Source organism: Wohlfahrtiimonas sp. XWW7 (genome assembly GCF_056716055.1).
In genome coordinates this window covers 1,812,930-1,838,921 of record NZ_CP168032.1, presented here as the reverse complement: position 1 = coordinate 1,838,921, position 25,992 = coordinate 1,812,930, and the positions used below count along the sequence as shown (strand labels likewise).

Here is a 25,992-nt window from a genome sequence, read left to right as displayed (position 1 = left end):
CTATCAAATAAAGAGGAGAGAACTCTATATGATTTCTCTCCTGAATTCAAATTATGGACCATAATTATAGATTAATTACGTAGACTTTGTTTAGTTTTCTTCAAATAGTCTTTATAGACTGTTTCAAATTCATCAGGTAAAGGTTTTAATAGACCTAAATATTCATACAGTTCAATTTGATATAATTTATGTTCTGCACGGTGTTCTTTAGAGCTATATGGATATGCTGCACTATAAAAAAGTAAAAATAACGCAACAATAAAACCCGCCAAACTTTTAATATTTGGAATATCTGAAGGTGCGCCAAACTGATTATTGCCTTCAACACCTGGTAATGCAAACAATAATACAGCACCACCAAACACCACAACATAAACAATCCATTTAATGATCGAGTCAATTTTCTGTAAAAGATGCGTTTGAGATGCTTCCGTTAAATATGCATTCAAAACTTTTTGCATCGAAAAAAAGTTATGACTCATAGAGTTGTTTTGTAAAAACTGTTTAGCAAAATCCACCTTAGCATCATTCAAAGCATAATATTCATTAATAAAGAAACTCAGCATCAATGTTCCTAATATAACAATTACAAATATCATGGCGCCCACAGTAAGATTATCAATATCACAGAATCTTTGACTCACAATCATAATCAAAAACATAAAAGCCAAAAATACTGCAATAAAAGAAGGAATAAAACCAACATTCCCCATATAACTTTGTAGATACAATGGCACAACATTTAGACATGTCATTAAAATAGCCATTGCTAAGGTAATTCTATATAAAAATCTCAATCGCCCAATACGAACACCGCTATGAAATAAAGGAGGAATCGCGCTTTGAATGCGGTCATCAATTTCTATATGCGCTTCACTGCGTTTCGTGATTTTCTTTAATTTCTCAACACGGTTCTCTTCAACAGAATCCGCATCATCGTCATTTTTCATTAAAGTAAATTCTTGCGCTTCTAAAAATTGTTTACGAATATCCACCTGCCCTCTACGTTGTTCTACAACCGCAGGCTTTTCATCTTCAATTAAATCCAATGTTAAAGCTATGTCTGAGTCATTACGAGAAACTAAAGTTGCAGTTTCATTCTGAGTGGTTGTGGTTGATGACGATGTTGTTGGTTGAGCAGAAATATCACTAAAATCCGCCAAATCGCCCATATCAAAGTCTAAATCAATATCTGTTTCAACGCCTGCTTCTTCTAATGCCGCTTTATACTCCACAGCATCTTCATTACTCAATCCTGTGATCAAAACAATTTCTTTGCCATTATTAGCAGACGAAAAAAATCTTTGATGAGCTTCCTCTATAGATTCATCAAACAATTCAGATAAATTCTCGAGAATTTCATTTTGATTAACATCCGAGTTAAACTTTCCTCGAAAAACTATTTTATATTTCATCGTAAGCCTTTAAAACAACCAATCAATACATACATAAATGTCTACAAACAATCTCATAAGTATAAACCACTAATATTAAAAATATATTACAAAAAGCGATTATTTTGTGACCAATATCCATTTGAGAATATATTTCAAATAATATTTGATTTTTTTGATAGAATACCAATGAGTTACCGTAATCCTAATTAATTCAGAATCTTATCCACTAAGATCCCATCGGTATCCACATAACTCTAACTTCATATTTCGTACATCATTTTTAGAGGGTGTAATGCGCATTTTTTTAATTGGTCTCTTATTTATACAAAGTTTATTTCAAGTATCTCTTGCCGCTTCAATATCAATAGATGGCACAAATCTATCACTATTATACACAATTCCTTTTGCGGGTTTAATCGCTTCTATCGCATTTTTACCATTATTTACACCCAATCTTTGGTTGAAACATTATGGTAAAATCACATTTGCTTGGGGATTAGCATTTTTCATACCTTTGTTCATCGGTTTTAGTTTTCCCATCAGTATATCGATACTTACAGATACTATATTATCTGAATATATTCCTTTCATTTTATTACTATTAACACTATATGTTGTTTCGGGCGGGATACAAATATCAGGCACATTCGCGCCCAGTCCAGCTTTAAACGTCACAATTTTACTAATAGGAACCCTGTTGGCTTCTGTTATGGGCACAACGGGCGCATCAATGCTATTAATTCGCCCCATCCTACAGGCCAACCAAAACCGTCAATACAAAGTCCATGTCGTGATCTTCTTCATATTCTTAGTCGCCAATATTGGTGGAGGATTAACACCTTTAGGCGATCCTCCTTTATTTTTAGGCTTCTTAGAAGGCGTTAGCTTCTTATGGACATTACAAAACATGTTTCTACCTGTCACAATCACATCTTCTTTCTTGCTTATGATGTTTTATCTAATCGACAGTAAACTTTTTCAAAAAGAAAATATCCCAGCACAACCTTTACGAGTTAATCACATCACTATTCAAGGAAAATTCAACTTTATCTTAATAGGTTTAATTTTAGCAGGCATCATAATGTCTGGATTTTGGAATCCTAATGTTTATTTCAAAATACATAATACAAATGTTGCACTAGAAAATTTATTTCGTGATCTTATCTTTCTAATCATCATTTTTATATCATTAAAATTCACCCCAAAACAGCTGAGAGAAGCTAATCAATTCAGATGGAGCCCTATTTTAGAAGTTGCAAAACTCTTTTTAGGCATATTTTTTACAATTACGCCCGTTGTTCTCATCCTACAATCCGCAGAACATCCTGCCACACAATTTCTCATGAGTTTCTCTCATGACAGTGATGGCAATCCTATTAATGTGATTTACTTTTGGATTACAGCAACATTATCAGCATTTCTAGATAATGCCCCAACTTATTTAGTCTTCTTCAAAATGGCTGTGGGTGATCATCCAGATGGCACACAATACTTAATGCACAGCATTCCGACAACATTACTCACAATCTCTATGGCAACAGTATTCACAGGGCCATTGACTTACATCGCCAACGCACCAAACTTTATGATTAAAAGTATCGCGGAACAACAAGGCGTTAAAATGCCAACATTCTTTGGTTATGCATTCATAGCAATTGGTACGTTATTGCCTGTTTATATTCTATTAAATGTGATTTTCTTAATGTAATCAGCATATAAACTAAAAAGCATTATCAACCCATGTGATTTTAGGCGGTGTTACAGATGTATCAATACCAATGACATCAATTCGTGCACCGCCTTGATGATTAGTTTGTTGCAAATATCGTTCAGCTGTCCTTCTCACTTTACATTGTTTTTGAAAAGTGATGCTTTCTAAAGGATCACCATGCAATTGAGTATTACGCACACGGACTTCCACAAAGATAATCGTCTCTTTGTCTCGCATAATGATATCAATCTCCCCCATCTTACAAAGATAGTTTTTCATCACAAACTGCAAGCCTTGTGCTTCTAAGTACTCCCTTGCCAATGTTTCACCCCATGTGCCTATCAATTGCGGTTCGCTCATTGCATGATTTCCTGTATAATCCTAAACCTTAACTTTATGAATCAGAGAGCTCTATGTCAACTTGTTACGTTGTAGCGACCCCCATTGGTAACATTGAGGATTGGTCTCCTCGCGCTATTGAAACCTTAAAAACTGTCGATTTAATCTTTGCTGAAGATACAAGACACTCTGCAAAATTAATGCAATTATTCAATATCACAACACCAATGCGCTCACTTCATGACCATAATGAGATCGATCGTATTGATGAAATCTCCAACCTATTGAATAATGGACAATCCATTGCCATTATTTCAGATGCAGGCACACCGTTAATTTCAGACCCTGGCTTTAAAGTCGTAAGAGCTCTACGCGAACAAGAACAAATAATCATTCCCATTCCTGGTGTCAGCGCGTTAATTACAGCACTTTCTGTTTCTGGCATCGCAACAGATCGATTCAGCTTTGAAGGATTTCTACCCGCTAAATCTTCTGGTAGAAAAAGCAAAATGGATGCTTTAAGAAAAGATCCTCGCACCCTGATTTTTTATGAATCTAGCCATAGAATCATTGAAATGCTAAAAGATGCTATTTCTGTATTTAGTGCAGATCGTTATGCTTTCATTGGCAGAGAAATGACAAAACATTATGAAAGCTATCTATCCAATACATTAGAAGAACTTTTAACCTACTATCAAACTCATAGCGATGAACAACGTGGCGAATATGTTGTTGTAATCGAAGGCTGCCCTGCAACAACAACCGAACCAACTGATGGTATCGATCTTCAAGAATTATTAGAAATTTTATTGGCTGAATTACCTTTAAAACAAGCGGTCAGCATTGCAATGAAAATCACCAAACTATCTAAAAACCATATCTATCAAACTGCACTGACTATACAAAATAACGTATAATTAATGAATATTAAGGAATTGAGAGTTAATAATGTTGGAATCATCAGTCAATACCAGTTCTAAATTCACTGTCGAAGAAAAAGGATTGGCAGCAAGATTAGCAGGTTTATTTTCCATTAGAATGCTTGGCATATTCATCATATTGCCTATATTAGCCACGTATAGCCATAGCTTGGAAGGTTCAACACCAACATTGACTGGCTTAGTTTTTGCAAGTTATGCCATCACACAGATTTTATTACAACCTATCTTCGGCATCGTTTCTGATAAAATTGGACGTAAACCCGCTTTAATTACAGGACTTGGACTATTCACCATTGGCAGCATTATTTTAATCTTTGCATCCAATATTCACATTGCAATTTTAGGTAGAATCATTCAAGGTTCTGGCGCTGTTTCTGCGGTTGTTCTCGCATTGGCCACAGATTTAACACGAGAGCAAATTCGCTCTAAAGTCATGGCCTTTATTGGAGTAAGCATTGGTTTAACCTTCGGTGTTGCCATCTCGATTGCGCCTGTCATTTATTATCTCGCAAAAGGTTACGGAATTTTTGGTTTATGTGCAGTGTTAGGTGTTTGCGCCATTTACATTGTCATTCGATATATCCCGAATCTTCCTGCCCCAACTAAACACAATGATCATAAAGAAAACTTGAAAGAACTCACTCAGATCGCATTTAAAGAAAATAATGTTGTGCGCTTATACTTTGGTGCATTCATGCTCCATTTATTACTCACTATGACATTTGCAACATTACCATTGCTGTTTAAACAATTGGAAATCTCTACAATATCATCCGCTTTCTATTACACTGCAACCTTTTTTGTTTCCATCATTGTGATGTTTATTTTTGTTGGATTAGCAGAAAGATTCTATAAACATCGCATTTTATTCTTATTCGCTATAATCCTGTTAGCAATATCGTATTTATTTATGCTCATTTCTGGCGATGGAAGCCGCTGGCTGATCATTACAAGTCTTGCGCTATTTTTCTTCGGTTTTAATATAATGGAAGCTTCTCAGCCATCGTTAATGTCAAGATTTGCAGATCAAAATTACCGCGGCACCATTATGGGCGTATTTTCTTCATCACAATTTTTAGGTGCATCCATCGGCGGTATGCTCGGTTCAATCATTGGCGGCTATTTAGGCGTTCAATATGTGTTCTATTTAACATTTATCCTCACAACAATATGGTTCATCATTGCATGGCCAATGGCGAATCCTGTCAAACCTGATAGAGATATTCAAACTCAAGAAACAGACGAAGTTAATCAATAATGGAAGCATTAAAATTTAAAGTTGCACAAAAAATGGTTGGGCTCATCGATCTCTCCTATCTATATTTAAACCTAGATGGCAATAAAGTTTTGTCAGAAGTCAATACATTAGGTAAAATAGCCTCCATTACAACCTTTGCTCAACACATTAATCCGATTAAGGAGATTTTAGGAGAGAATTGCCCCAAAATTTCTACAATCATTAATTACCCAAACGGGGATTTTAACACTTACAATGCAACACAAGAGATGAAAAATGCCATTGCCGCGGGTACAGATGAAATAGATCTTGTTTTTCCGTATCAAGCATTAGTCAATCGCCAAGCAGGTTTATGTTTACAGTTTCTCACTAACATGAAAGAAGCAGCAGGCGATTATCCCTTAAAACTGACCATAGAAGCAGGCATATTACAAGATGCCAAATGGATCAGAAAAGCTTCAGAATTAGCTGCACGCAGTGAAATGAACTTTATTAAAACTACTTCAGGACGCAATCGTCAGCACATTACATTAACCATGGTACAAACAATATTGAATGTTATACAGGATATGAATCCCAATATTGGCATACACATACAAACCACCAATAATAGCTTCTCCGAAGCTTCACAATATCTGGAAGAAGTCATCAATAGATTTGGCACATCTTGGGTTGACGCTTCACATTTTCGTTTAAGTGGCCCAAATTTAGAAAGCTCTGTTTTAGAGATTTTGAATGAAAACCACGATATTTTATCTTAATAGTTTGAGAATCTTATGAATCCACAATTAACCATTGCACAAAAAAGCGTATCAAAAGTTAGCCGTTTAATTAACCAAATTTTTGAGCAAACTGCAAAATTAAGCCAAGCACAACGTGAAGAAACTGAGCGTTTTACTATTTTTTATAAGCAAATTGAATCTGAAATTGCTAAAGAAATTTTATATGCTTATCCTGACAATACTGTTGAAACTCGTTGCGATGGTATTCATGGCAAACCTAACAATAGAAATTATTGGTATGTTAGCGGTATCGTTGGTAAAGAAAACTTTTTAGGTGGCAACTCAGATTTCGCTGTTTCTGTTGCGTATATGGTGGATGACAAATTAATGGCAGCCTACATTTATATGCCTGTATCACAAAAAGAATATATGGCTGTTAAAAATGAAGGTGCAACCGTGAATGATATTCGCATGCGCTTACCAAAACACAGCGGTAAATTATCTGATGCATTATTAGTCACCAATGATAAATCTTTAACTAAAGAATATGCATTGATGACATCACATTTACATCATCTATCTTTAGGTGTTCGCGTGACAGGCAATACAGCATTGGCAATTTGTGATATGGCTGAAGGCAAAGCTTCTGCTGCATGGTCAACAGAATTCAATGCTTGTGATCATTTAGCAGCTGTTTTAATTGCCTTGGAAAGCGGTGCATTGGCAGCAGATTTCCGCGGTAATGAGGTTGATTTAAGCTCAGAAAATGCAGCATTTGCATCACCAAAACTATTAAAACCGTTATTACAATCCATTCATCAATCTAGATAATATGCGCCATTGGAAATCTCAACATATCTTCATTGCATTGGGCTTTATTTCAATACAAAGCCCGACTTTTGCACTCAATATCACTGAGCAAAAGTATCACAATGTTGATTTTGCAACTGTTGAGATTTCTGAAGATGATGGCTTGCAACTTTTTTGGAAACAACCCAATCAAGAGCAAGCCTATCGTTCTTTTAATGGTTTAATCAAAACGCTCTCAAAACAAAATAAAAAACTTATATTTGCGATTAATTCAGGAATATTCGGACAAGATCAATCGCCCCTTGGCTGGCATGTTGAGGATGGCATTCGCCTACAAGCATTGAACCAAGTCACGCGAAAAGATGCTAAGGGCAATTTTTCTCTCATTCCTAATGGTGTATTTTTCATAGATCAAACAGGTCGACATCATGTTTTAGAAACTGAAGCTTTTCTCAAAGATCAAAAAAAATACAATGCGACTTATGCGACGCAATCTGGCCCGATGTTAATTGTAGATGGTAAACTTCATCCTAAATTTTTTGCATCATCGGACAGCTTAAAATACCGCAGCGGTGTTTGCGTTAAAGATCGTCAAACCTATTTTGTCGTCACTCAAAACCCTATCAACTTCTACTATTTTGCAAAGTTTTTCCAAAATGAACTGAATTGCAATAATGCTCTTTATCTAGATGGCACATTATCACAACTCTATTATCAAGGAAAAATTTATGGCGCACCGTTTTGGAATGTGCGCCCTTATGTTGGCATTTGGGCAATTACAGCGCCTTTACAATAGGCAATGTTAAAATAATAATCAAACCAGATTCTTGACCATTTTCAGCTTTAATCGTGCCATGATGACTTTTAATCATATGACCTGCGATTGCCAAACCTAATCCTGCACCATGCGAATCTTCCACCTCTGTATTTTCGGAGCGATAAAAAGCTTCAAATAATCGTTCTAAATCCTCTGGCTTAACGCCTGGACCATCATCAGAGATCTTAATGCAAAGCTCATTTTGATTAACCTGAAAATCCACTTCTATTTGACTTCGCGTATAATGGATCGCATTTCGTAAAATATTTTCTATACCACTTCTAAAATTTTCAACATTCAATGACAACTGAACATCTGGAATATTTTGATACACCAAAGCTTTTCCATTTGCCTCTGCTTCAAATGTTGCTTCTGCCAATAGCTCAATCAAAGCTTCTTGCAAACCAGTCAACTCATATTTACTGCGGCTTAGAATAAGCTCCCTCGACAATGACAGCATCGATTGAATTCTATCTTCTATTAAAATCAAATTTTGCTCAATACGATCGATATCTGGCTCTAAGCTAGCATCTGTTTTACGACGCAGCATGCCATTCGTCAAACGAATTCTCGTCAATGGTGTTCTCAATTCATGCGACATATTACCAAAAAGACGATTTTTCTCTGCCTCAGCTTCTTGTAATGCAGTCACCATTTTATTAAAACTTTGCCCAAGATAGCCAAACTCCAAAGTTCCTTGCTCCAGCTTCGGGTCCACAACCCAATCTCCCGCGGCAACTCGATCAGATGCCTTTTTTAACCGCATAATTGGACGATACAACGAATAAGTTAGCAAAAATATAAAAGGTAAACTCGCAAACATCATCAGTAATATCAGCAATGATGGTGAATTAAACATTTTGCTCACATAATATGATTGTGGCAACTTCGGGAAAAGCAGATAAAATTGATAACGTACACCTTCCACTTCAAATGGTCCCATAATCATCTGCGTATTAATCGCTTGTTGGTAAGGCTCATCCTCATCAACGACTGCTGTGATAAATTCACGATAATCCTGATTATCCACGCTGCTAATCGAATATGCCAAATATTCAGGATCATTGGTTTTCGGGATGGCAATGAATCGCCCTTGATTACCATGCTTCATTCTCAATAAACGTTGCAAACGATGCTGAACTTTCTCTTTTTCTATCTCTGGCACTTGCCTAATTCGACGTTGATCCAACGTCGGGATAATAATCGCAATCGACACGACAGCAATGCAATAAATCAAAAACACTAAAAAGATTCGTACACTTAACAAAGAGAAAAATTTTCGCATAATCATTTACTCGATAAACATGTAACCCAAACCATGTATTGTTTTAAACCATGGCATACCATTTTCACGATCAGGAATTTTTTTACGCAAATTACTCACATGCATATCTATCACTCGATCAAATGCCTGATGACGTTTACCTAAAATTTCTCGACTCAATTCATCACGACTGATAGCTTTGCCTCTATTTTTCACCATATATAACAACAAAGAAAATTCTGTATAAGTTAGATCTATTGGCTCACCTGAAAATGTTGCTTGAAATTGAGTCTGATTCAATTCCAATTGATCCACTTTAATGACTTTTGTATCTTGTGGAATGTCTTCCGCATGTGCGCGACGCAACAATGCACGAATGCGCGCAATCAACTCCCTATCATCAAATGGCTTACCAATATAATCATCAGCACCTAATTCAAGACCAAGAACGCGATCAATGCTATCACCTTTAGCGGAAAGCATTAATACTGGCAATAAAGGCTTAGTTTGACGGATTTCTCGTAATGTATCCCAGCCATTTTTTTTGGGCATCATAACATCTAATACAAGTACATCTGGCGTTGTATGCTTCATATATTCAATGCACTCTTCCCCATTATTACAAACATCTACTTTAAAGCCTTCAAAAGTTAACAACTCTGAAATTAAAGATTGTAATTGTAAGTCATCATCAACTATTAGAATATGTTCCATCGTTATCTCCTTAATTTGCTAGTATTATAGCTTCAATTGATAAGTTTATATAAAGATTTACGCGTGTTTACAATAGAAGGAAGCTCTTTTACATCTAGAGATTTACTATACACTCAATCCACAAAAACATCGTTCAACAACTAAAGAAAGGAACTATCATGAACAATAAAATTGCATTAACAGTTATCGCATTAATGTCTTTGTCTGGTGCAGCAATGGCACAAATGAACCAAAATGGTCAAGGACAACGCCAAAATATGATGAATAACGGCTACAATAATACATGCCAAGAACTTCAATTAACAGATGAGCAAGTCGCACAAATGCAATCATTACGTGACAATATGAGAGCTGAAAAGCAAGCTGCACGTGAAGCTCGCCGTGCTGAAATGAACAAGTTCTATAACAACCCAACATTCAATGCAGATGAAGCTAAACAACTAGCGCAAAAACACAGAGATGAACGCGCTGTACGCAAGATGAAACATAGATATGATATGAACCAAATTTTAACACCTGAGCAGCGCGAACAACATGCAAATATGATGCAACAACATAGAAATGGCAAACATATGAAAGGTCAAAAAGGCAACAATTGCATGAATGGCTATAAACACAATCGCCAACAGATGGATTGGTAAAATATCCACTCACAAAGAAACCCGCAAATAATGCGGGTTTTTCCATTGCTGAATATTTATAACTTTAAGTTATATGGCTAATTTTTATAAACTTTTAGCGCAGCTTGCACAGCCATTCCTGGCTTAATCTCCGCACCAAAGAACAATAACACAGCCTCAAATGCACCTAAAACATGTAAAACATTCTCTTTACGACTGCTAAAGCCCATATTACCAATTCGCCAAACTTTACCAGCTAACGGGCCAAAAGAACCTGCTATTTCTACACCAAACTCATCCAATAACATAGTGCGCACTGCATCACAGTTAACCCCATTTGGCACAACAATTGACGTTACCGTCGCCATTTTATGCTCAGGATTACCATAAATCTTAAGCCCCATCGCCTCAATCCCTGCTACAATCGCCGCATTATTCACAGCATGACGATGCCATACATTTTCCATCCCTTCATTAATCAATAAGCGCAAACCTTCATGCAAACCATAAATCATAGAAGTTGCTTCTGTATGATGATTAATTCGCTCTTTACCCCAATATCTCTGTAATTGGCTTAGATCAAGATAATTACTTGATACATGATTATCATTGCGAATATCTTTCCCCAAACCTTGCTCTTTTTGATAACGCGCTGTCAAAACTTTTTCAACACGATCATTGTAAGTCACCAGCGCTAAACCTGATGGTACACTCACACATTTTTGCGTGCCTGCAATTGCAATATCAACACACCAATCATCAATCGCCAAAGGAATGCCGCCATAAGTTGCCACAACATCCACAACAAAAAATATATCTTTTGCACGACAAAACGCACCAACTTGATCAATAGATTGCATTTGCCCATTAGCCGTTTCGCCATGAACCAACGCTACGATTTTAGGCTGATGCTCTTGGATCGCCGCTATAATTTCAGATTGCTCAAAGGGTTCATACCAATCTTTCTCCAAATAAATCACATTGGCCTTGGCTCGTTCTGCAATTTCCCCTAATAGATAACTGAATCGCCCATAGCAAGGAATTAAAATTTTATCGCCTGCTTCAATCAAACCAATCAAAGCTGCTTCCAATCCTGCTCGAGATGTTCCATCTACAGCAAAAGCCTGTTCATTCTGAGTTTGAAATGGCACTTTAATCATTTCTTTAACATCATCCATGATCTTTAAAAAGTATGGATCAAACTGCCCAATAGTTGGTGTTGCTAACTTGCGCAAAACAGATGGATGAGCTTCAACAGGACCTGGTGTCATAATGGTACGAATTGGCGTATAAAACTCTGAAATCATAATTTCCCTCCACTCAAATGAATTTATATCACTCTAGTTTTATCATATTCATTCACTCAATAGCGCAAGAGATTAGCTAAATATTCTTAAAAAGACCGCGGAATTATTTGAAATAATTGAACTAACATGCCAAAACACAAAAATGTAGCTTGTAAACCATAAAAAACAGCAATTAAGCAGTTGTTTTTAAATAAACAATCTATAAATCACGTAAAAATCTTTAAATTTTATCAAAAAAATATATTTTATGACCATAAGATACTCAATGAAAAATATAACTTATTAATATAAAACAATTTATAAAAATAAGTAAACTACATAATAAAAACATATTTTGATTGCAATCAAAAACTATTTGTAATATAAAAAATAGGAGCTTAGAAATATCAGTACTGTACAAAATATTTTATAAGTTAGAACTCATCCAATAAAAAATACCAAAGGAAAGGAAAAGTTATGAAAAAGCAGTTATTAGGTTTAGCAGTTGCATCCACATGTTTAATGGGCGTTAGCTTTGCACAAGAGTTAACTGGTGTGTTAAAAAAAATCAATGACACAGGAACAATTTCTGTTGGTCACCGCGAATCTTCTATCCCTTTCTCATACTATGATAACAATCAAAATGTCATCGGTTATTCTCACGATATCAGTATGAAAATCGTTGAAAACATCGAGAAAAAATTAGGAAAAAAACTCAATGTGAAGCTTTCTCCAATCACTTCTCAAAATCGTATTCCATTAGTCGATAACGGTACAATCGATATCGAATGCGGCTCTACAACACACAACACAAGCCGCGCAAAAGAAGCGGGATTCTCTAATTCGATCTTCATCATCAACATTAAATTAGTGACGGATAAAGATTCTGGTGTCAAAGATTTCTCTGATTTAAAAGATAAAGTTGTCATTACAACAGCAGGCACAACATCTGAGCGCATTTTGAATGAAATGAATCAAAAAGATAACATGAACATGAAAATTCAATCTTTGAAAGATCATGGTGATGCATTCATGATGTTATCAGGCGGTCGCGGTGCTGCATTCGTCATGGATGATTCCCTATTATATGGTGAACGCGCAAAATCTCGCGATCCACAAAAATGGTTAGTCACAGGTACATCACAAGGCAAAGAAGCATATGCTTGTATGTTTAAGAAAGATGATGCTGGCATTAAAGAAATCGCCGATGTCACAATTGCAGAAATGTCTAAATCTGGTGAATTAGAAGCAATCTACAATAAATGGTTCACTCAGCCAATTCCACCACGCGGCGTTAACCTAGACTTCCCAGTTTCTGAAGAGATGATTGAGTTATTCAAAGCACCGAATGATAAAGCATTCCAGTAATACTCTTTAAAAAAATAATAATAGTAGTAATTCGTCTTAAAGTCACCGCACTTATGCGGTGGCTTCTTTGTGGGGTTCAAAATGTTTGGCTTAGATTTTAGCTTTCTATTCCAGCCAGCGGTTGGAACGGAAACATATTTTGACTGGATACTTGAAGGTCTAAAATGGACAGTGATCACATCATCACTGAGTTGGGTTCTCGCTCTATTTTGCGGAACGATCGTCGGCATATTAAGAACATTGCCGAATAAATTTCTTAATTTTATTGGTGCTGCGTATGTTGAATCGTTACGCAATGTGCCAATCATTGTACAGCTCTTTTTTTGGTTTTATGTTTGGCCTGAACTTTTACCAAAAGATTTAGGTAAATGGATCAAAGATCTCGATCCACATGTTCAAATTTTAACGGCAGGAATTCTATGTTTAGGACTTTTCACATCTGCTCGTATTGCCGAACAAGTTCGCTCGGGCATCCAATCCTTAGCAGGTGGACAAAAAAATGCTGCTCTAGCAATGGGCTTCACATTAACTCAATCCTATCGTTATGTGTTAATGCCACAAGCTTTCCGTATAGTAATCCCACCTTTAACCTCAGAGTTATTGAACATATTTAAAAACTCTGCCGTTTTACAAACAATTGGATTAATGGAGTTATCGCGCCAAGCAGCGCAAATCAATGATTACACAGCGAAAGCTTATGAATCATTCATCGTGATTACCGTGATCTTCATCGCCATCAATGTTCTTTTAATGTGGGGAATGCGCTTCATCGAAGTCAAAACACGAATTCCTGGCTTAATTTCAGGAGGGCATTAATATGGGTGAATATACTTTCTTCTCAGTATTAGCAGATACATATCCTCTAATCTTCAGAGGATTATGGGTAACATTACAAGTGACAGGTGTTGCCGTCGTTGCTGGTATTATTTGGGGAACAATATTGGCGGTCATGCGCTTATTCATGCCAAAACCTTTTGCATGGTTTGCCGCCCTTTATGTTAATACATTTCGTTCTATTCCATTAATCATGGTTTTGATGTGGTTCTATCTCATCATTGGTCCAAACTTACAAGAATGGATCGAAGGGATGCGAGATCACATTAATCCAACATTATTAAAATATTTAGGACTAGATGGCGATATTGAATATCGGTTATTACTTGCAATGATCGCTTTCTCATTGTTTGAAGCAGCTTACTATTCTGAAATCATTCGTGCTGGTATTTCTAGCGTTAAAAGTGGACAAAATTCAGCAGCATTAGCCTTAGGCATGACAAAATTTCAATCTTTACGTTATGTAATATTGCCACAAGCATTTCGCAACATGATCCCATTATTACTCACACAAGGCATTATCTTATTCCAAGATACATCACTTGTTTATATTATCAGTTTGACAGATTTCTTCCGTGCAACAGATATCATCGGCTATAACAATGACTATAAAACAGAGTTCATCCTATTTGCAGGCTTCGTTTATTTTGTCATCTGTTTCACTGTCTCTTCTGGCGTACGTTATATTCAATCAAGGAACAAAATATGATTCATTTTCAAAATGTCGGTAAATACTACGGTAACTTTAAAGTCCTCAATGATTGCACAGCAGATGTGGCTGAGAAAGAAGTTGTAGTCGTTTGCGGTCCTTCTGGCTCTGGCAAATCTACACTCATTAAATGTGTGAATGCACTTGAACCCATTCAAGAAGGTAAAATTATTGTTAATGGTACAGATGTCACAAGTCCAAGCACTAACCTATCGCAATTACGCGCACATGTTGGCATGGTTTTCCAACACTTTGAGCTGTTCCCGCACATGAGCATTGAAAAAAATCTCATCATTGCACAAACAAAAGTACTAAAGCGCCACCCTGATGAAGCATATCAAAAAGCAATGAACCTTTTGGATCGAGTTGGCTTATCGGCGCATGCACACAAACATCCAAGTCAATTATCAGGCGGACAACAACAACGTGTAGCTATTGCTCGCGCTTTAGCAATGGATCCTGTTGTCATGCTATTTGACGAACCAACATCAGCATTGGATCCTGAAATGATCCACGAAGTTTTAGATGTTATGGTGGAACTAGCACAAGAAGGCATGACAATGATGTGTGTTACGCATGAAATGGGCTTTGCTCGCAGAGTTGCAGATCGCATCATTTTTATGGATCAAGGAGAAATTATTGATAATGTTACTAAAGATGAATTTTTCAATGGTGAACCAAGTGATCGTGCAAAAGATTTCTTGAAGAATATTTTTCAATTCGATTAACAAAACCGCAAAATAATTGCAGCAAAAAAAAGGGAATTTTCTAATTCCCTTTTTTAATGTCTATAAAAATTGATCATTCGGCAACCGCACAAACCAAATTGATGGAATCATCCAAAGATGTGAAACCATTTTTACGATAGAAATCCTCAGCAGGGAAATTTTTCTCTGTGTCTAGAAAAACATGTGGAATATTGATGGTAAATAACTCTTTTTTAATCTGCCTTAAAAAAAACGACCCAAAACCCTTACCTTGATGATCACAGGATACATAAAATGAATCCATATGATATTGTTCACCACCATACCAAGGACGAATAAACCCGACAGAAATACCCAATAATTCATCAGTATTTGAATCCAATAATGCATAACCTAAAAATGTATTCATGGATTGTAAACGCTGAAAATATAACTCAATCTCAGATTTTATTAATGTATCATTCCATGGTGCTTGCGAAAAAACAGAAATATATAAATCCACAGCATTTTTAGTATCTGTAGATTTAAAATCTCTCACCAATAATTGATGCATTACTTAAAACCAATCTTCAACATGATATAACGACAATAATTTTTTTAGCTGTTCTGGCAGAGCTTGTAAGACTAGATCAGGATAATCTCGTTTATAGCTAATCAATAATGCAACCAACGCACTATCACAACTAGATACAGCATCCAAAGATAATAATACAGGCGGTTGTTTCTTAAATAGTACTCGAATGTCTTTATCATTTGCAGGAATCGTAAATTTATTAAATTCACCATTTAAATGATAAATTCCTTGCTCATCCAATACAACACAACCTGTATTCATGATTATTCCTTATTTATTCTTCTGAGCCAATGCATTGATCATGCCATCAATGCCTTTTGCATTCACTAATTCACGAATTTCACCACGATAGCTCGTTACAATGCTTACACCTTCAATAGATACATCATAAACTAACCATTTACCGCCTGATTTAATCATTGAGTAATTAACCGCCACAGGTTTATGACTAGAAGATGTAATCTCTGATTTCACAGTCACTTCATTTTTTGTTTTAGCATTTGGTGGCAATGGAAATACATTCACTTTATCATCTGTATATTCTAGTAATGCATTACCATAAGCATTGATCAATAACTTTTTGAACTCAACCATAAAACGAGTTCTTTGCTCTGCCGTTGCATCTCTCCAAGAACGGCCCATGACCCATTGTGACATCGTATTGAAATCAAAATATGGTACAGCTGTTTTTTCAATAAAACTGTAGAGTTTTTTAGGATCTTTCTTCAAAACGGCTTCTTCTTTTTTCAAAGCATTAATGAGTTGTGTTGAAGCCTTTTCAATTGTCTGCTCAGGCGTATCAGCTGCATGACTAATTGAAAACAATGAAAATACACTCACCAATATAATAGATTTAAATATACTCAAAAGTTTCATACTTATTATTCCCTATTAATTAATACCCGACGCAATTATAAAATAATTACTTCAGGTTCTAAACAAATTTTAAATTGCTCTTCAACAGCTTTCATTACCGCCAAACTATGCTGATACAACATTTCTCCTGTGGCACCGCCTAAGTTCACTAAAATCAATGCCTGCTTTTCATACATCCCAACATTATTGCGATAGGCACCTTTAAAACCCAACATATCAATTAACTGTCCAGCGGGCAATTTTACATGATCATCATCATAATAGTATGAATTCAGATCTGGATATTGAGCCAATAACGTTTCAAAATGAGACTGTGTTACAACTGGGTTCTTAAAAAAGCTGCCAGCACTCCCGATCTCACCAACTTCGGGCAATTTAGATTGCCTTACTGCAATAACCGCCTGATAAATATCTTTGGGGGATGGATCCGAAATGTTGTGTTTGGTTAAGTGATCCTTCAACGCAGGATAAAATCTCTCATATTCTACTGGTGTTTTTGATAAGCGAAATTTCACACTAATCACTAATCTATCTTTCAATTCCGCTTTAAAAGCGCTATCACGATAAGCAAAATGGCACTCTTGACGAGCATAATATTCAAATGATTGCGTCTGGAGATTATAAACACAAACCTCTTCGATATAATCTTTAGCTTCCACACCATATGCACCAATATTTTGCACAGGAGTTGCACCGACAGTACCAGGAATATATGCCAAGCACTCTAAACCAAACCAGCCTACACCAATTGCATACGTTACAAAATCATGCCAATTTTCACCAGCATGTGCACACACCAAAACTGAATTTTGATCTTCTTCAAGAAGCTCAATGCCCTTTAAACAATTATGCAGTATCGTACCTTCATAATCTTGAGTAAACAGTACATTGCTCCCACCACCTAAATAAAAAATAGGCTGAGACAATCCTGATAACTCCATTAATTGCCCAGTATTTTCTAGGCAATAATAATTATGAGCATGAGCTGTAACACCCAAAGTATTTAAATTCACTAAATTAAAATTATGCTGGATCATTATTTAATATCTTACTATTTATTTTGCTAAACGATTTAAAGCATTTTTAGCTTCAGAAATATTAGAATTTGCAGCTCTTTCATACCATGCTTTTGCATCATCCAAATTACGCACAGACTCATATTCCTCAAAAATACGACCCAAATTATATTCAGCATAACCATCATTTTGCTTTGCAGCTTCAGCATACCAGAAAATAGCACGCTCTAAATCTTGATCAACGCCCATTCCTCTTTCGAATGCACGCGCAATAGAGCTTTGAGCAACAGGATCACCTGCTTCCGCAGCCACACGATAAAACTCATAGGCTTGAACATTATCTTTATCAACACCAAAACCATTGGCATAAATTAAACCTAATGCAATATTGGCTTTCATAAAATGATTACTCGAGGCTTTTTTATACCAAAATCTTGCCGTTTCATAATCTTGTTTTGCACCTAATCCAGCCTCATACATATAACCTAATTTATACTGAGCTGAAGCAATATCTTCATTTGCCGCACGCTGAAACAACAACAATGCATCGCTAATCTTTTTAGGATCATCACTGGATTGAAGATAAAAATCCCCCAAAGGCTCATAAGCAAGTACAAAGTTTTCAGATGCAGCCTTCCGATAATATTCAACAGCTTTTTGCTCATCCACCGAAACACCTAAGCCTTTAGCATAAATATGTGCCAGCCCATAATCTGCAATAGGATTATTAGCATAACTAGCAGCTTGCATAAACCAATCTAAGGCTTCTTTTAAATGATCCGCATCCATATTGTCATTATCTAAATAATGATTAAAGACATAAATATTGGCATCTTCCGAACCGCTGAGTGCAGCTTTCTGATACAGAGCCAAAGCTTTGTCTAAATCTTTAGGTACATGAATACCATTTTCATACAATTGAGCCAAAATATAGCTTGCACGAGAATTTTCACGAGCTGATAACTCATTCAATACCAACAAACCATTATTGAATTGCTCTGAATCATTGGAGGCGAGTAATAATTCTGCTTCTTCTAAAACTTCAGAATCCTTTAACTGACCAAAATTTGGCAAAACATCGTTCAAGGATTTAGTACTCAAAGTTTCTGGAGAAGTTTCAATTATCTGAATAGAGGACGCGCTGATCCTTCTCATCTGATCAGCGCGACCACCATCACTTAAATTTGTGGCATAGATAAAGAAAGCAATCACCCCTCCAAATGCCACAACGAATATTATGTTATTTCTCATTTTACTCTGCTAAGAATGGCACTTGATAAGTCTCAATTTTACTTTGATCATATAAGCCTTGAATGAATAAAATTGTTTCAGCTTGTGCCATATCTGATTTTAATCGTTCTTTTAATTGCATTTGCTCTTCAGAACTATATTCAGACAATGAACCTGGCGTTACATCATTCACCATAATTGCAAACAACATACCATTAATTGCAAAACTACTTAACTGAGCTGGCTCACTTTTTTGTACTTCAAAACCTTTAATTAATGGTTCAATCATTTGAGGATTTTCTTGCGCAATATTCATAATCGTACGAATAGATACATCATCAAAATTTGTCACATCAACAGTTTGCTCCGCAGCTAATACAGCTAAAGTTTTATCACCGCCTTTTAGCTCCTCATTCATCGCCACAATCACTGATTCAGCCTTTTTCAACATTTCCATAGCAGTCAATGTTTCTTGGATTTCTGCTTTTGCCTCATCTAATGTCAATGGTCTTTCATCTTCATACGCTTCTACACGAACAATACGAATATCTTGTTGATCTGTATGATATGCTTCAGAATTTTTACCACCCAATAATACTAATTCTTGATTAACCACTTGATACGTCTTGCTATCACTTAACTCACCACTCTTATTTGTTAAGCTCAACCAATCTGTTTTCACAGGCTCAATATTAAATTCTTGTGCGATCAAATCTAAACTATCTGAATTTTTTTCAGCAACTTCTTGGAATTTCTGAATATGATCGGCCGTCAAAGCTTCTTTTTTCTCTTTGATTAAAGTAGCTTTAACATCGGCGATCATTGCATCATCTGAAATATCACTACCATCATTGACAGTTAATAAATGGATTAAATGCACAGCATTTTCACTCATCACAGGTTTTGCATATTGCTCATCTTTTGCCAATGCAAACAGCGCCTCATCTACAGGCTGCATATTATCTGATTTTTTCACAACACCTGTTTCGTAGAATAAACCATCAGATAACGCTGTCACTTTCGCTTTAGCATCATCATAAGTTAAAGCACCTTCCACTAACTCATTATAAATCTGATTCAATGTTGCAACTGCCGCATCTCTTTCTGCATCTGTGCTAAATTGAATGATCAATTGATCAGAAGAACGAGTTTCGTTATCCTTATTCTTTTCTTTCAAAGCAATCACGCTTGCTGTGACTTCTTCATCAGATACTTCTACATTATCAGTACTAATTTCTGGCAATGTCACATAAGCAATTTTCACACGAGGATCCGCGAGATATTTATCTTTATTTTGCTCATAATATGTTGTGATCATTTCATCAGTAACAGCCACATCATTAGAAAAACGCTCTAACGGCAACGTAACAATCGATAAGTCACGTTTCTCACGATCCACTTTAGCAAAATCTTCTAAGTTTGCTTCTGTCACAATCACCGAATTGCCAATCGCAGAAACTAGCAATTGCAAAGTTAGTTGTTGACGAAAGTTCTCTTCCCACTGAGCAGATGTTAAACCTTGTTGTTGTAGATATACTTTATATAGATTTTGATCAAATTCGCCATTTGCACCTTGCAAAAATGTCAGAGATTTAATTGCGTTTCTAATCTCTTCATCTGATGCAACAATGCCCATTTTTGCCGTTGCTTGTGCAACAACCATTTCTTGAATCATGCTATTTAGGACTTGCTCCTTCACAGCTTTTGCCTGAACACCTTCAGGTAAAACACCACCATTATTTTGCAAATAATTGGTATAAGCATTAGATAAAGCGCCAGTAGATATCTTTTCACCATTCACTTTCGCAACTGTTGAATCACTCATGCTATTAAAAAAGCCTGATCCGCCAAAGCCAAAGAAAGAGATGATAATCCCCAAAAATAAAAACTTAGCAAATTTACTCGTCGCTCTCTCGCGAATATACTGCATCATAATTGTTGTTTTCCTAAAATATAATCAATTGATCATTCAAATCTTGGCAATTCTACCAAACCTCGAAGCTTAAATAAAACTCAATATTATTTGAATCGTTGATAAAGCGAATCTGGCACAATTCCTACGACATTTTCCAACCAAGTTACATCAATTTCTTTGAGTTGCTGTGTTTTATCATGATTCTTACGATTATCATTCATGGCTTGTTCTAAAATCTGCACTTGCAACGCCAATCTTAAATCTTGATCTTCTTCTGGTGAAGATTGATCTAAGAGGATTTCACGCATTAGCACCAACTTTTTAGCCAACTCTTCAGATTCTGATAACTGTTCTTGCAAGTATTGTTGAGCACTTTCTTGTCCCACCTGAATTTGCTCCAAACATTTCAAGCGTTTTTTTAAAGCACCGTTTGCAACGTCATACAGCTGCGCTGATATTTCAATAGATTCATGCTGATGAATACAGCTTTCTAGTTGGCCAATTGCCATAGATGCATCTAATAACTCTTGACGCGCCGCTTGCATTTTCTCTAACTCAATAACATGTAAAGATTTTTGAATCTTTTGCAAAAGATTTTTAAAATCATTTTCAAACTTAGCATAATCTCGCTTTGCAACAACACCAATATCACGCCAACGATCTTCGATTGCTTTTAACGCCAACTCTACTAAATGAATTTGACTATTATGATTCACCGAATCTTTCAATGCCTTTAATTCATTTAACAAACTACGTTTCTGCTGTGCATTTTCAGATCTTTCTCCCTCTTCAGCCGAAACATATTCTTCACGCAGCGCAAAAATCTGATCATTCACAACACGCAATTGCTTCCATAACAAATTCTCATCATGCCTTTTTGATCGAACTGTAGGATTAAAATGACGATTAAACTCTTTAGCTTTATCCACTGCTTCTTTAATGTCACCGTTTTCCAATAGCTGCTGCAACAACGCAATTTCATCCTCACGGCGTTTCCTCTCTTGCTTACGTTCATTTTGCATCGCTGTATCCAACGGCTTCAAAATTTGGCGCATAGATTTTTCTAATTTATATTTATCTTTTGCTAAAAAGAGTGGCGCACCATAACTTAAAGTACCATCCGTAGAATATTGATCCAAATAACGATTCCACTCTTGCAAGAATTTTTGACGAGTTTCTATTAAACTCTCCCAATTCGGCTGCTGCCAATTAATCTGCGCAACAAATTCTGCCAATGTATCCAATAACTCTTGAGCTTCTGCCAAATAAACAGCACGCGCTGTATTATCATGATTACGAACATCCACCAATCGTTGATGCGCGGATTTACAAGCACTTTCAAAACGCTGATATAAACGATGTGGAACATGAGCAATACCTTTTTTAGAAGTATTCCAATCTTCACGCAATGCTTTAAGTTTAATGCTCACTAATTCAATAGAAGATTCATCGGATAATTGCTCTGCTTTATCACATAACAATTCTAGGCTTTGATAGATCCCCCAACGAGCTGTATCCAACTGATCATACAATGGCTGAGCCACTTGTTTTAAAACACGATTAAAATGCACCGAATCTTTACTATTGCCCAATGCTTTTAACAGGGATGATAACTCATCATTAAGTTGTTCAGCTGCCTGCAAATGACCTTCGTCCATTAACTGCTCTAATTTTTTCAAATTATGCTTAAACTCATTACGATCAAATTCAGCAGTTTTTCTTGGATTTAACTTCTCAGTTTTTTCAGGTAAAACTTTATCCACTTGTATTTTTGATGCTTGCTCTAGCTTTAACTGCTGCTGAATTTTCGTAATTTTTGCATCAATTTGAGCCATTAATCCTTGAATCTGTGATTTTTCCTTTAAAGAAAAAACTACATCTTCGTATAAGCTCTTCAAATTAACTAAAACTTCACCCAAATTTTCAAATTCATCATTTTGAATACCAATTTCAATAGCATTCAACTCAGACAAACGAGCCTGTCTTTGTGCGTTGTAGGCATTATGACGTGCCAAATAAATATCCTTGTATTCTAAATGCTCATCACCCAACTGATGCTCATTCCACTCTTTCTCAATTTCGCTGAAAACATTCAAAGGCACCAATTGCTCACTCTCTGCGATTGCTTGATAACGATTAAGCAATGTTGTTTTTAATTGAACTAAACGCTCTGCTTCTTCATGTTTGCGTAGAGCATCTTTTAAATGTGCCAAAACTTTTTTATCAGTAATGTTTGATTTCTTAATCAATGAATTCAACAATTCTAGATCATCCACTAACAATAATTCATCTACTGAAAATATATAATTAGCATCCACCAACTTTGGTAAATCTTTTTTTAAGTTAATTTTTGGAAACAGTAACTGCTTAAGCTTGGAATCTTCACAAACCATTAATAAATCAGCCATTGGGAAATCACGACGAACCGTTGTCCCCATGAAATTATTAATGGCGTATTCAACCTGATCTTCTTTTAGAAATTGCAGCGAGATTTGTCTTAAAATTACTTTTTTACCATGATCACAAGGCTCCTGAAGTAAAATCGCATATAACAGATTCAAATCTGGAATCTGTTGAAATGCAGCAATTCTAACGTCTATTTCTGGATCCGTTTGCGCCATTTTCACGATCATATCTTTATCTAATTCTTGGCTATTGATCGCTTCTATTCTTATTTTGGGATTGCGGTGCTGCCATTTAGGCTTAAAGAAACCAAACATATTACTTTCTCACTTTTTGAGTTACTGAACCTATATTTTCTAAGTCACTGACTGCAAAGATTGCCAAATATCGATTCCTAAAAGGCTGATGATATTCAGCAAGCTTACTCGTTAGCGGTGTCATATTATCTAAATATACGATGATCCTACCACTTGGATACAAAGTTTTAAATCGAGAGAAATCAATTTCATCATCAATAATGATCAATGGATCCTCTAATCTACCTAAAAAGTGATATTGCCCCATATATCTTCCACTATTGGCAACTGCATAACCTTTGTTTTGATACCAACCAATTCGCTCTGAAGCTGGTAAAACATCATAGAAATCACGCGCATTCCTGATGACACCAAAATTGAATGCAAGCGTCAATGCAACACTCATTAATGCTAATGTAATCAGCCTTGTCTCTTTCGCAAAGACTAATAGCATTCCACTAAACACTAATAAACCTAATCCCCAAATGGGCGAAATAGTGGCAAGCCATTCAATGGCATTATTATCAGAAATCCAACCATGCACAAATGACAATAGAATTAATAACAAGCCTAAAAGTGCAATCACAATCGCAACCAAAATGACATCTTTCGGACGATTCGTAATTGGCAAATAAATGCGCGCAATTAAAAGACAAAAAGCAGGATAAATAGGAATCAAAGGCACTATAGAAGTTTTCATAGTGATCAATACAACAATCAAAGATGAACACAGCCAAGCCGCACAAAATCTAAAAGATTGCTCTCGTTTATCAACGTAAGAAAAATTTTTATATAATGGCAGCCAAAAAACCCACGGAAACAAAATCACAATCAAAGATAAAAATGTCATCCCAAATGGTATGGGATCATTAATTTGTGAAATTAATCTTGGTAGCCCCATAATGGTTGTTAATGATAATGGCAGATCATCATATTGATGCTTCACCCAATAACCCCAACACCAAAAAATTAAAAATGCAATTAATAGTGCAATCAAAGCATACGCATACATTCGCCAATATGATTTCATCCAAAATGGAAAAGTCAATAAGACTGGCAGCGCATAAATAAGAAATGAAATCCCTGTAACAAAGAACCCCAAAAGCAATGCAAAAGAGACGGCAAACCACCAATATGCATTGTATTTCCAAGCTCTAATTAAAAAATTAATGTATAACAGGAGAAAAAATGCAACATACACCTGTTCAATATGTGCAGTAGAAAATACAGCCCACATCAAACTACCAATCAATATCAGCGGGGCATTTGCTCTAACCTTTGGCAGTTCTGGCCATAATTGTTTGGCAGCCAAAGCAGTTAAAAAAAGTGTACTGATACTAAAAATAGCCGCTAAAAAACGAATCGAAAATTCACTAACGCCAAATATCTTCCAAACTAATATTTCGAGCCAATGAACTAAGGGATAGGATTCATCCACTAAATTACCATTCAATGTGGGTATCCAAAAATTTTGAGAAACCCACATTTCCCACGTAATACTTGCAGTCCCTAACTCATGATAAGGCAATAATGGTCGACAAAACCACGCCGTAATCACAAGCGCCAACCAGATACCAATCCAGTGAAACGCTTGTTTACGAGTTATTTTTGGTGTTTGCAACATACGTTACTTACTGGCATCTCTTACAAATACCGTAGAGTGTCACTTTTGCTTCTTGGAATTTATAACCAAAGCTTTTAGCAATCTCTTCGCTCTTAATCTTAAAATCTTCTTTTTGGAATTCATCCACATAACCACAACGCACACACACAATGTGACTATGTTGATCACCATTATCCAGTTCAAAAACTGATTGACCACCATCAAAAAAGTGGCGCTGTACTAAACCCGCTTGTTCAAATTGAGTTAAAACTCGATAAACAGTCGCTAAGCCAACCTCTTCACCTGAGTCATTCAATCTTTGATAAATTTCTTCAGCACTTAAGTGATCTTCTGTAGAAGCTGTCACTAAAATGTTTAAAATTTTAAGTCTGGGAAGAGTCACTTTTAACCCTGCATTTTTTAATTCTTCCGAACCCATTTAATCCGCCTATATAAAAGTAATCAACAACGATCAATTATAACACTAAAATACAGAAATATTCCCTTTCTGCGCATCTTTTAAAGATACCATATCTTAAAGCAAAGCATTTAGACTTTTATTTATGTGTGAAACCGAGTACTATGTGCGCATTTTTATAACTT

The 25,992-nt window shown here is 35.9% G+C and carries 25 protein-coding genes; 11 read left to right on the top strand and 14 right to left on the bottom strand.

All coding sequences use genetic code 11. The annotated features are described in order from the left end of the window. Positions 1-71: 71 nt before the first annotated feature. Positions 72-1,415 carry a hypothetical protein gene (locus tag ACA100_RS08805; protein WP_481077336.1) on the bottom strand — a complete coding sequence of 448 codons (1,344 nt, stop codon included), beginning with the start codon at positions 1,413-1,415 and terminating at the stop codon, positions 72-74. Between the two features lie 274 nt (positions 1,416-1,689). Between ACA100_RS08805 and ACA100_RS08800 the strand changes: the two genes are divergently transcribed. Further along, positions 1,690-3,105, top strand: coding sequence for a sodium:proton antiporter (locus ACA100_RS08800; RefSeq protein WP_481077335.1), 1,416 nt, complete (start codon positions 1,690-1,692; stop codon positions 3,103-3,105). A gap of 12 nt (positions 3,106-3,117) precedes the next feature. On the opposite strand, the gene ACA100_RS08795 is transcribed toward ACA100_RS08800, so the two are convergent. Continuing rightward, positions 3,118-3,468: a YraN family protein gene (locus tag ACA100_RS08795; RefSeq protein ID WP_481077334.1), complete on the bottom strand. Its 351-nt coding sequence runs from the start codon at positions 3,466-3,468 to the stop codon at positions 3,118-3,120. Between the two features lie 53 nt (positions 3,469-3,521). On the opposite strand from ACA100_RS08795, the gene rsmI reads away from it, so the two are divergent. The 5 genes from rsmI to ACA100_RS08770 are packed head-to-tail and all read left to right on the top strand — an operon-like array spanning position 3,522 to position 7,953. Next, positions 3,522-4,364 (top strand): 16S rRNA (cytidine(1402)-2'-O)-methyltransferase, encoded by an 843-nt coding sequence (rsmI, locus tag ACA100_RS08790; RefSeq protein ID WP_481077333.1) that lies wholly within the window; start codon positions 3,522-3,524, stop codon positions 4,362-4,364. 31 nt (positions 4,365-4,395) lie between these two features. Then, entirely contained in the window at positions 4,396-5,646 is a 1,251-nt protein-coding gene (locus ACA100_RS08785) for an MFS transporter (protein WP_481077332.1), read from the top strand. Continuing rightward, positions 5,646-6,386: a beta/alpha barrel domain-containing protein gene (locus tag ACA100_RS08780; RefSeq protein ID WP_481077331.1), complete on the top strand. Its 741-nt coding sequence runs from the start codon at positions 5,646-5,648 to the stop codon at positions 6,384-6,386. Before ACA100_RS08785 ends, ACA100_RS08780 begins: the two co-directional genes overlap by 1 nt. Before the next feature lie 15 nt (positions 6,387-6,401). Beyond that, on the top strand, positions 6,402-7,178 hold the full coding sequence (locus ACA100_RS08775; protein ID WP_481077330.1) for an inositol monophosphatase family protein: 777 nt from the start codon (positions 6,402-6,404) through the stop codon (positions 7,176-7,178). Position 7,179: 1 nt separating this feature from the next. Beyond that, positions 7,180-7,953, top strand: coding sequence for a phosphodiester glycosidase family protein (locus tag ACA100_RS08770; RefSeq protein ID WP_481077329.1), 774 nt, complete (start codon positions 7,180-7,182; stop codon positions 7,951-7,953). Here ACA100_RS08770 and ACA100_RS08765 read toward each other — a convergent pair. Both ACA100_RS08765 and ACA100_RS08760 read right to left on the bottom strand, forming a co-directional pair. Continuing rightward, positions 7,934-9,259, bottom strand: a complete 1,326-nt coding sequence (locus ACA100_RS08765; protein ID WP_481077328.1) for an ATP-binding protein — start codon at positions 9,257-9,259, stop codon at positions 7,934-7,936. The genes ACA100_RS08770 and ACA100_RS08765 overlap by 20 nt on opposite strands. Before the next feature lie 6 nt (positions 9,260-9,265). Beyond that, positions 9,266-9,952, bottom strand: a complete 687-nt coding sequence (locus ACA100_RS08760; RefSeq protein WP_481077327.1) for a response regulator — start codon at positions 9,950-9,952, stop codon at positions 9,266-9,268. 158 nt (positions 9,953-10,110) lie between these two features. Here ACA100_RS08760 and ACA100_RS08755 point away from each other — a divergent pair, with 158 nt between their 5' ends. Next, entirely contained in the window at positions 10,111-10,593 is a 483-nt protein-coding gene (locus ACA100_RS08755) for a Spy/CpxP family protein refolding chaperone (RefSeq protein WP_481077326.1), read from the top strand. Between the two features lie 77 nt (positions 10,594-10,670). On the opposite strand, the gene ACA100_RS08750 is transcribed toward ACA100_RS08755, so the two are convergent. Continuing rightward, on the bottom strand, positions 10,671-11,879 hold the full coding sequence (locus ACA100_RS08750) for a pyridoxal-phosphate-dependent aminotransferase family protein (RefSeq protein ID WP_481077325.1): 1,209 nt from the start codon (positions 11,877-11,879) through the stop codon (positions 10,671-10,673). Between the two features lie 456 nt (positions 11,880-12,335). On the opposite strand from ACA100_RS08750, the gene ACA100_RS08745 reads away from it, so the two are divergent. From ACA100_RS08745 to ACA100_RS08730, 4 genes are all read left to right on the top strand, one after another. After that, positions 12,336-13,226 carry a glutamate/aspartate ABC transporter substrate-binding protein gene (locus tag ACA100_RS08745; RefSeq protein ID WP_481077324.1) on the top strand — a complete coding sequence of 297 codons (891 nt, stop codon included), beginning with the start codon at positions 12,336-12,338 and terminating at the stop codon, positions 13,224-13,226. A gap of 81 nt (positions 13,227-13,307) precedes the next feature. Then, positions 13,308-14,042, top strand: a complete 735-nt coding sequence (locus ACA100_RS08740) for an amino acid ABC transporter permease (protein WP_481077323.1) — start codon at positions 13,308-13,310, stop codon at positions 14,040-14,042. A 1-nt stretch (position 14,043) separates the two neighbouring features. Beyond that, a complete protein-coding gene (locus ACA100_RS08735) occupies positions 14,044-14,769 on the top strand; it encodes an ABC transporter permease subunit (RefSeq protein WP_481077322.1) in 726 nt (241 codons plus the stop codon). Continuing rightward, entirely contained in the window at positions 14,766-15,497 is a 732-nt protein-coding gene (locus ACA100_RS08730) for an amino acid ABC transporter ATP-binding protein (RefSeq protein ID WP_481077321.1), read from the top strand. The genes ACA100_RS08735 and ACA100_RS08730 overlap by 4 nt, the downstream gene beginning before the upstream one ends. Positions 15,498-15,570: 73 nt before the next feature. Here the strand turns inward: ACA100_RS08730 and ACA100_RS08725 are convergent, their stop codons facing one another. The 9 genes from ACA100_RS08725 to fur form a co-directional block, all read right to left on the bottom strand. After that, positions 15,571-16,029 (bottom strand): GNAT family N-acetyltransferase, encoded by a 459-nt coding sequence (locus tag ACA100_RS08725; RefSeq protein WP_481077320.1) that lies wholly within the window; start codon positions 16,027-16,029, stop codon positions 15,571-15,573. 3 nt (positions 16,030-16,032) lie between these two features. Then, positions 16,033-16,311, bottom strand: coding sequence for an STAS domain-containing protein (locus ACA100_RS08720; protein ID WP_481077319.1), 279 nt, complete (start codon positions 16,309-16,311; stop codon positions 16,033-16,035). A 9-nt stretch (positions 16,312-16,320) separates the two neighbouring features. Next, complete coding sequence (locus tag ACA100_RS08715) at positions 16,321-16,926, bottom strand: MlaC/ttg2D family ABC transporter substrate-binding protein (RefSeq protein WP_481077318.1); 606 nt, start codon at positions 16,924-16,926, stop codon at positions 16,321-16,323. A gap of 35 nt (positions 16,927-16,961) precedes the next feature. Then, positions 16,962-17,963: a UDP-N-acetylmuramate dehydrogenase gene (gene murB / locus ACA100_RS08710; RefSeq protein WP_481077317.1), complete on the bottom strand. Its 1,002-nt coding sequence runs from the start codon at positions 17,961-17,963 to the stop codon at positions 16,962-16,964. A gap of 18 nt (positions 17,964-17,981) precedes the next feature. Continuing rightward, entirely contained in the window at positions 17,982-19,193 is a 1,212-nt protein-coding gene (locus tag ACA100_RS08705; protein WP_481077316.1) for an SEL1-like repeat protein, read from the bottom strand. 1 nt (position 19,194) lies between these two features. After that, the gene (locus tag ACA100_RS08700; RefSeq protein ID WP_481077315.1) at positions 19,195-21,105 is read right to left on the bottom strand and encodes a SurA N-terminal domain-containing protein; all 1,911 of its coding nucleotides are present in this window, start codon (positions 21,103-21,105) and stop codon (positions 19,195-19,197) included. Between the two features lie 86 nt (positions 21,106-21,191). Beyond that, entirely contained in the window at positions 21,192-23,807 is a 2,616-nt protein-coding gene (locus ACA100_RS08695) for a DUF349 domain-containing protein (protein ID WP_481077314.1), read from the bottom strand. A gap of 1 nt (position 23,808) precedes the next feature. Beyond that, positions 23,809-25,410 (bottom strand): ArnT family glycosyltransferase, encoded by a 1,602-nt coding sequence (locus ACA100_RS08690; RefSeq protein WP_481077313.1) that lies wholly within the window; start codon positions 25,408-25,410, stop codon positions 23,809-23,811. Positions 25,411-25,417: 7 nt separating this feature from the next. Continuing rightward, positions 25,418-25,828, bottom strand: a complete 411-nt coding sequence (gene fur, locus ACA100_RS08685; protein ID WP_481077312.1) for a ferric iron uptake transcriptional regulator — start codon at positions 25,826-25,828, stop codon at positions 25,418-25,420. Positions 25,829-25,992 lie beyond the last annotated feature (164 nt).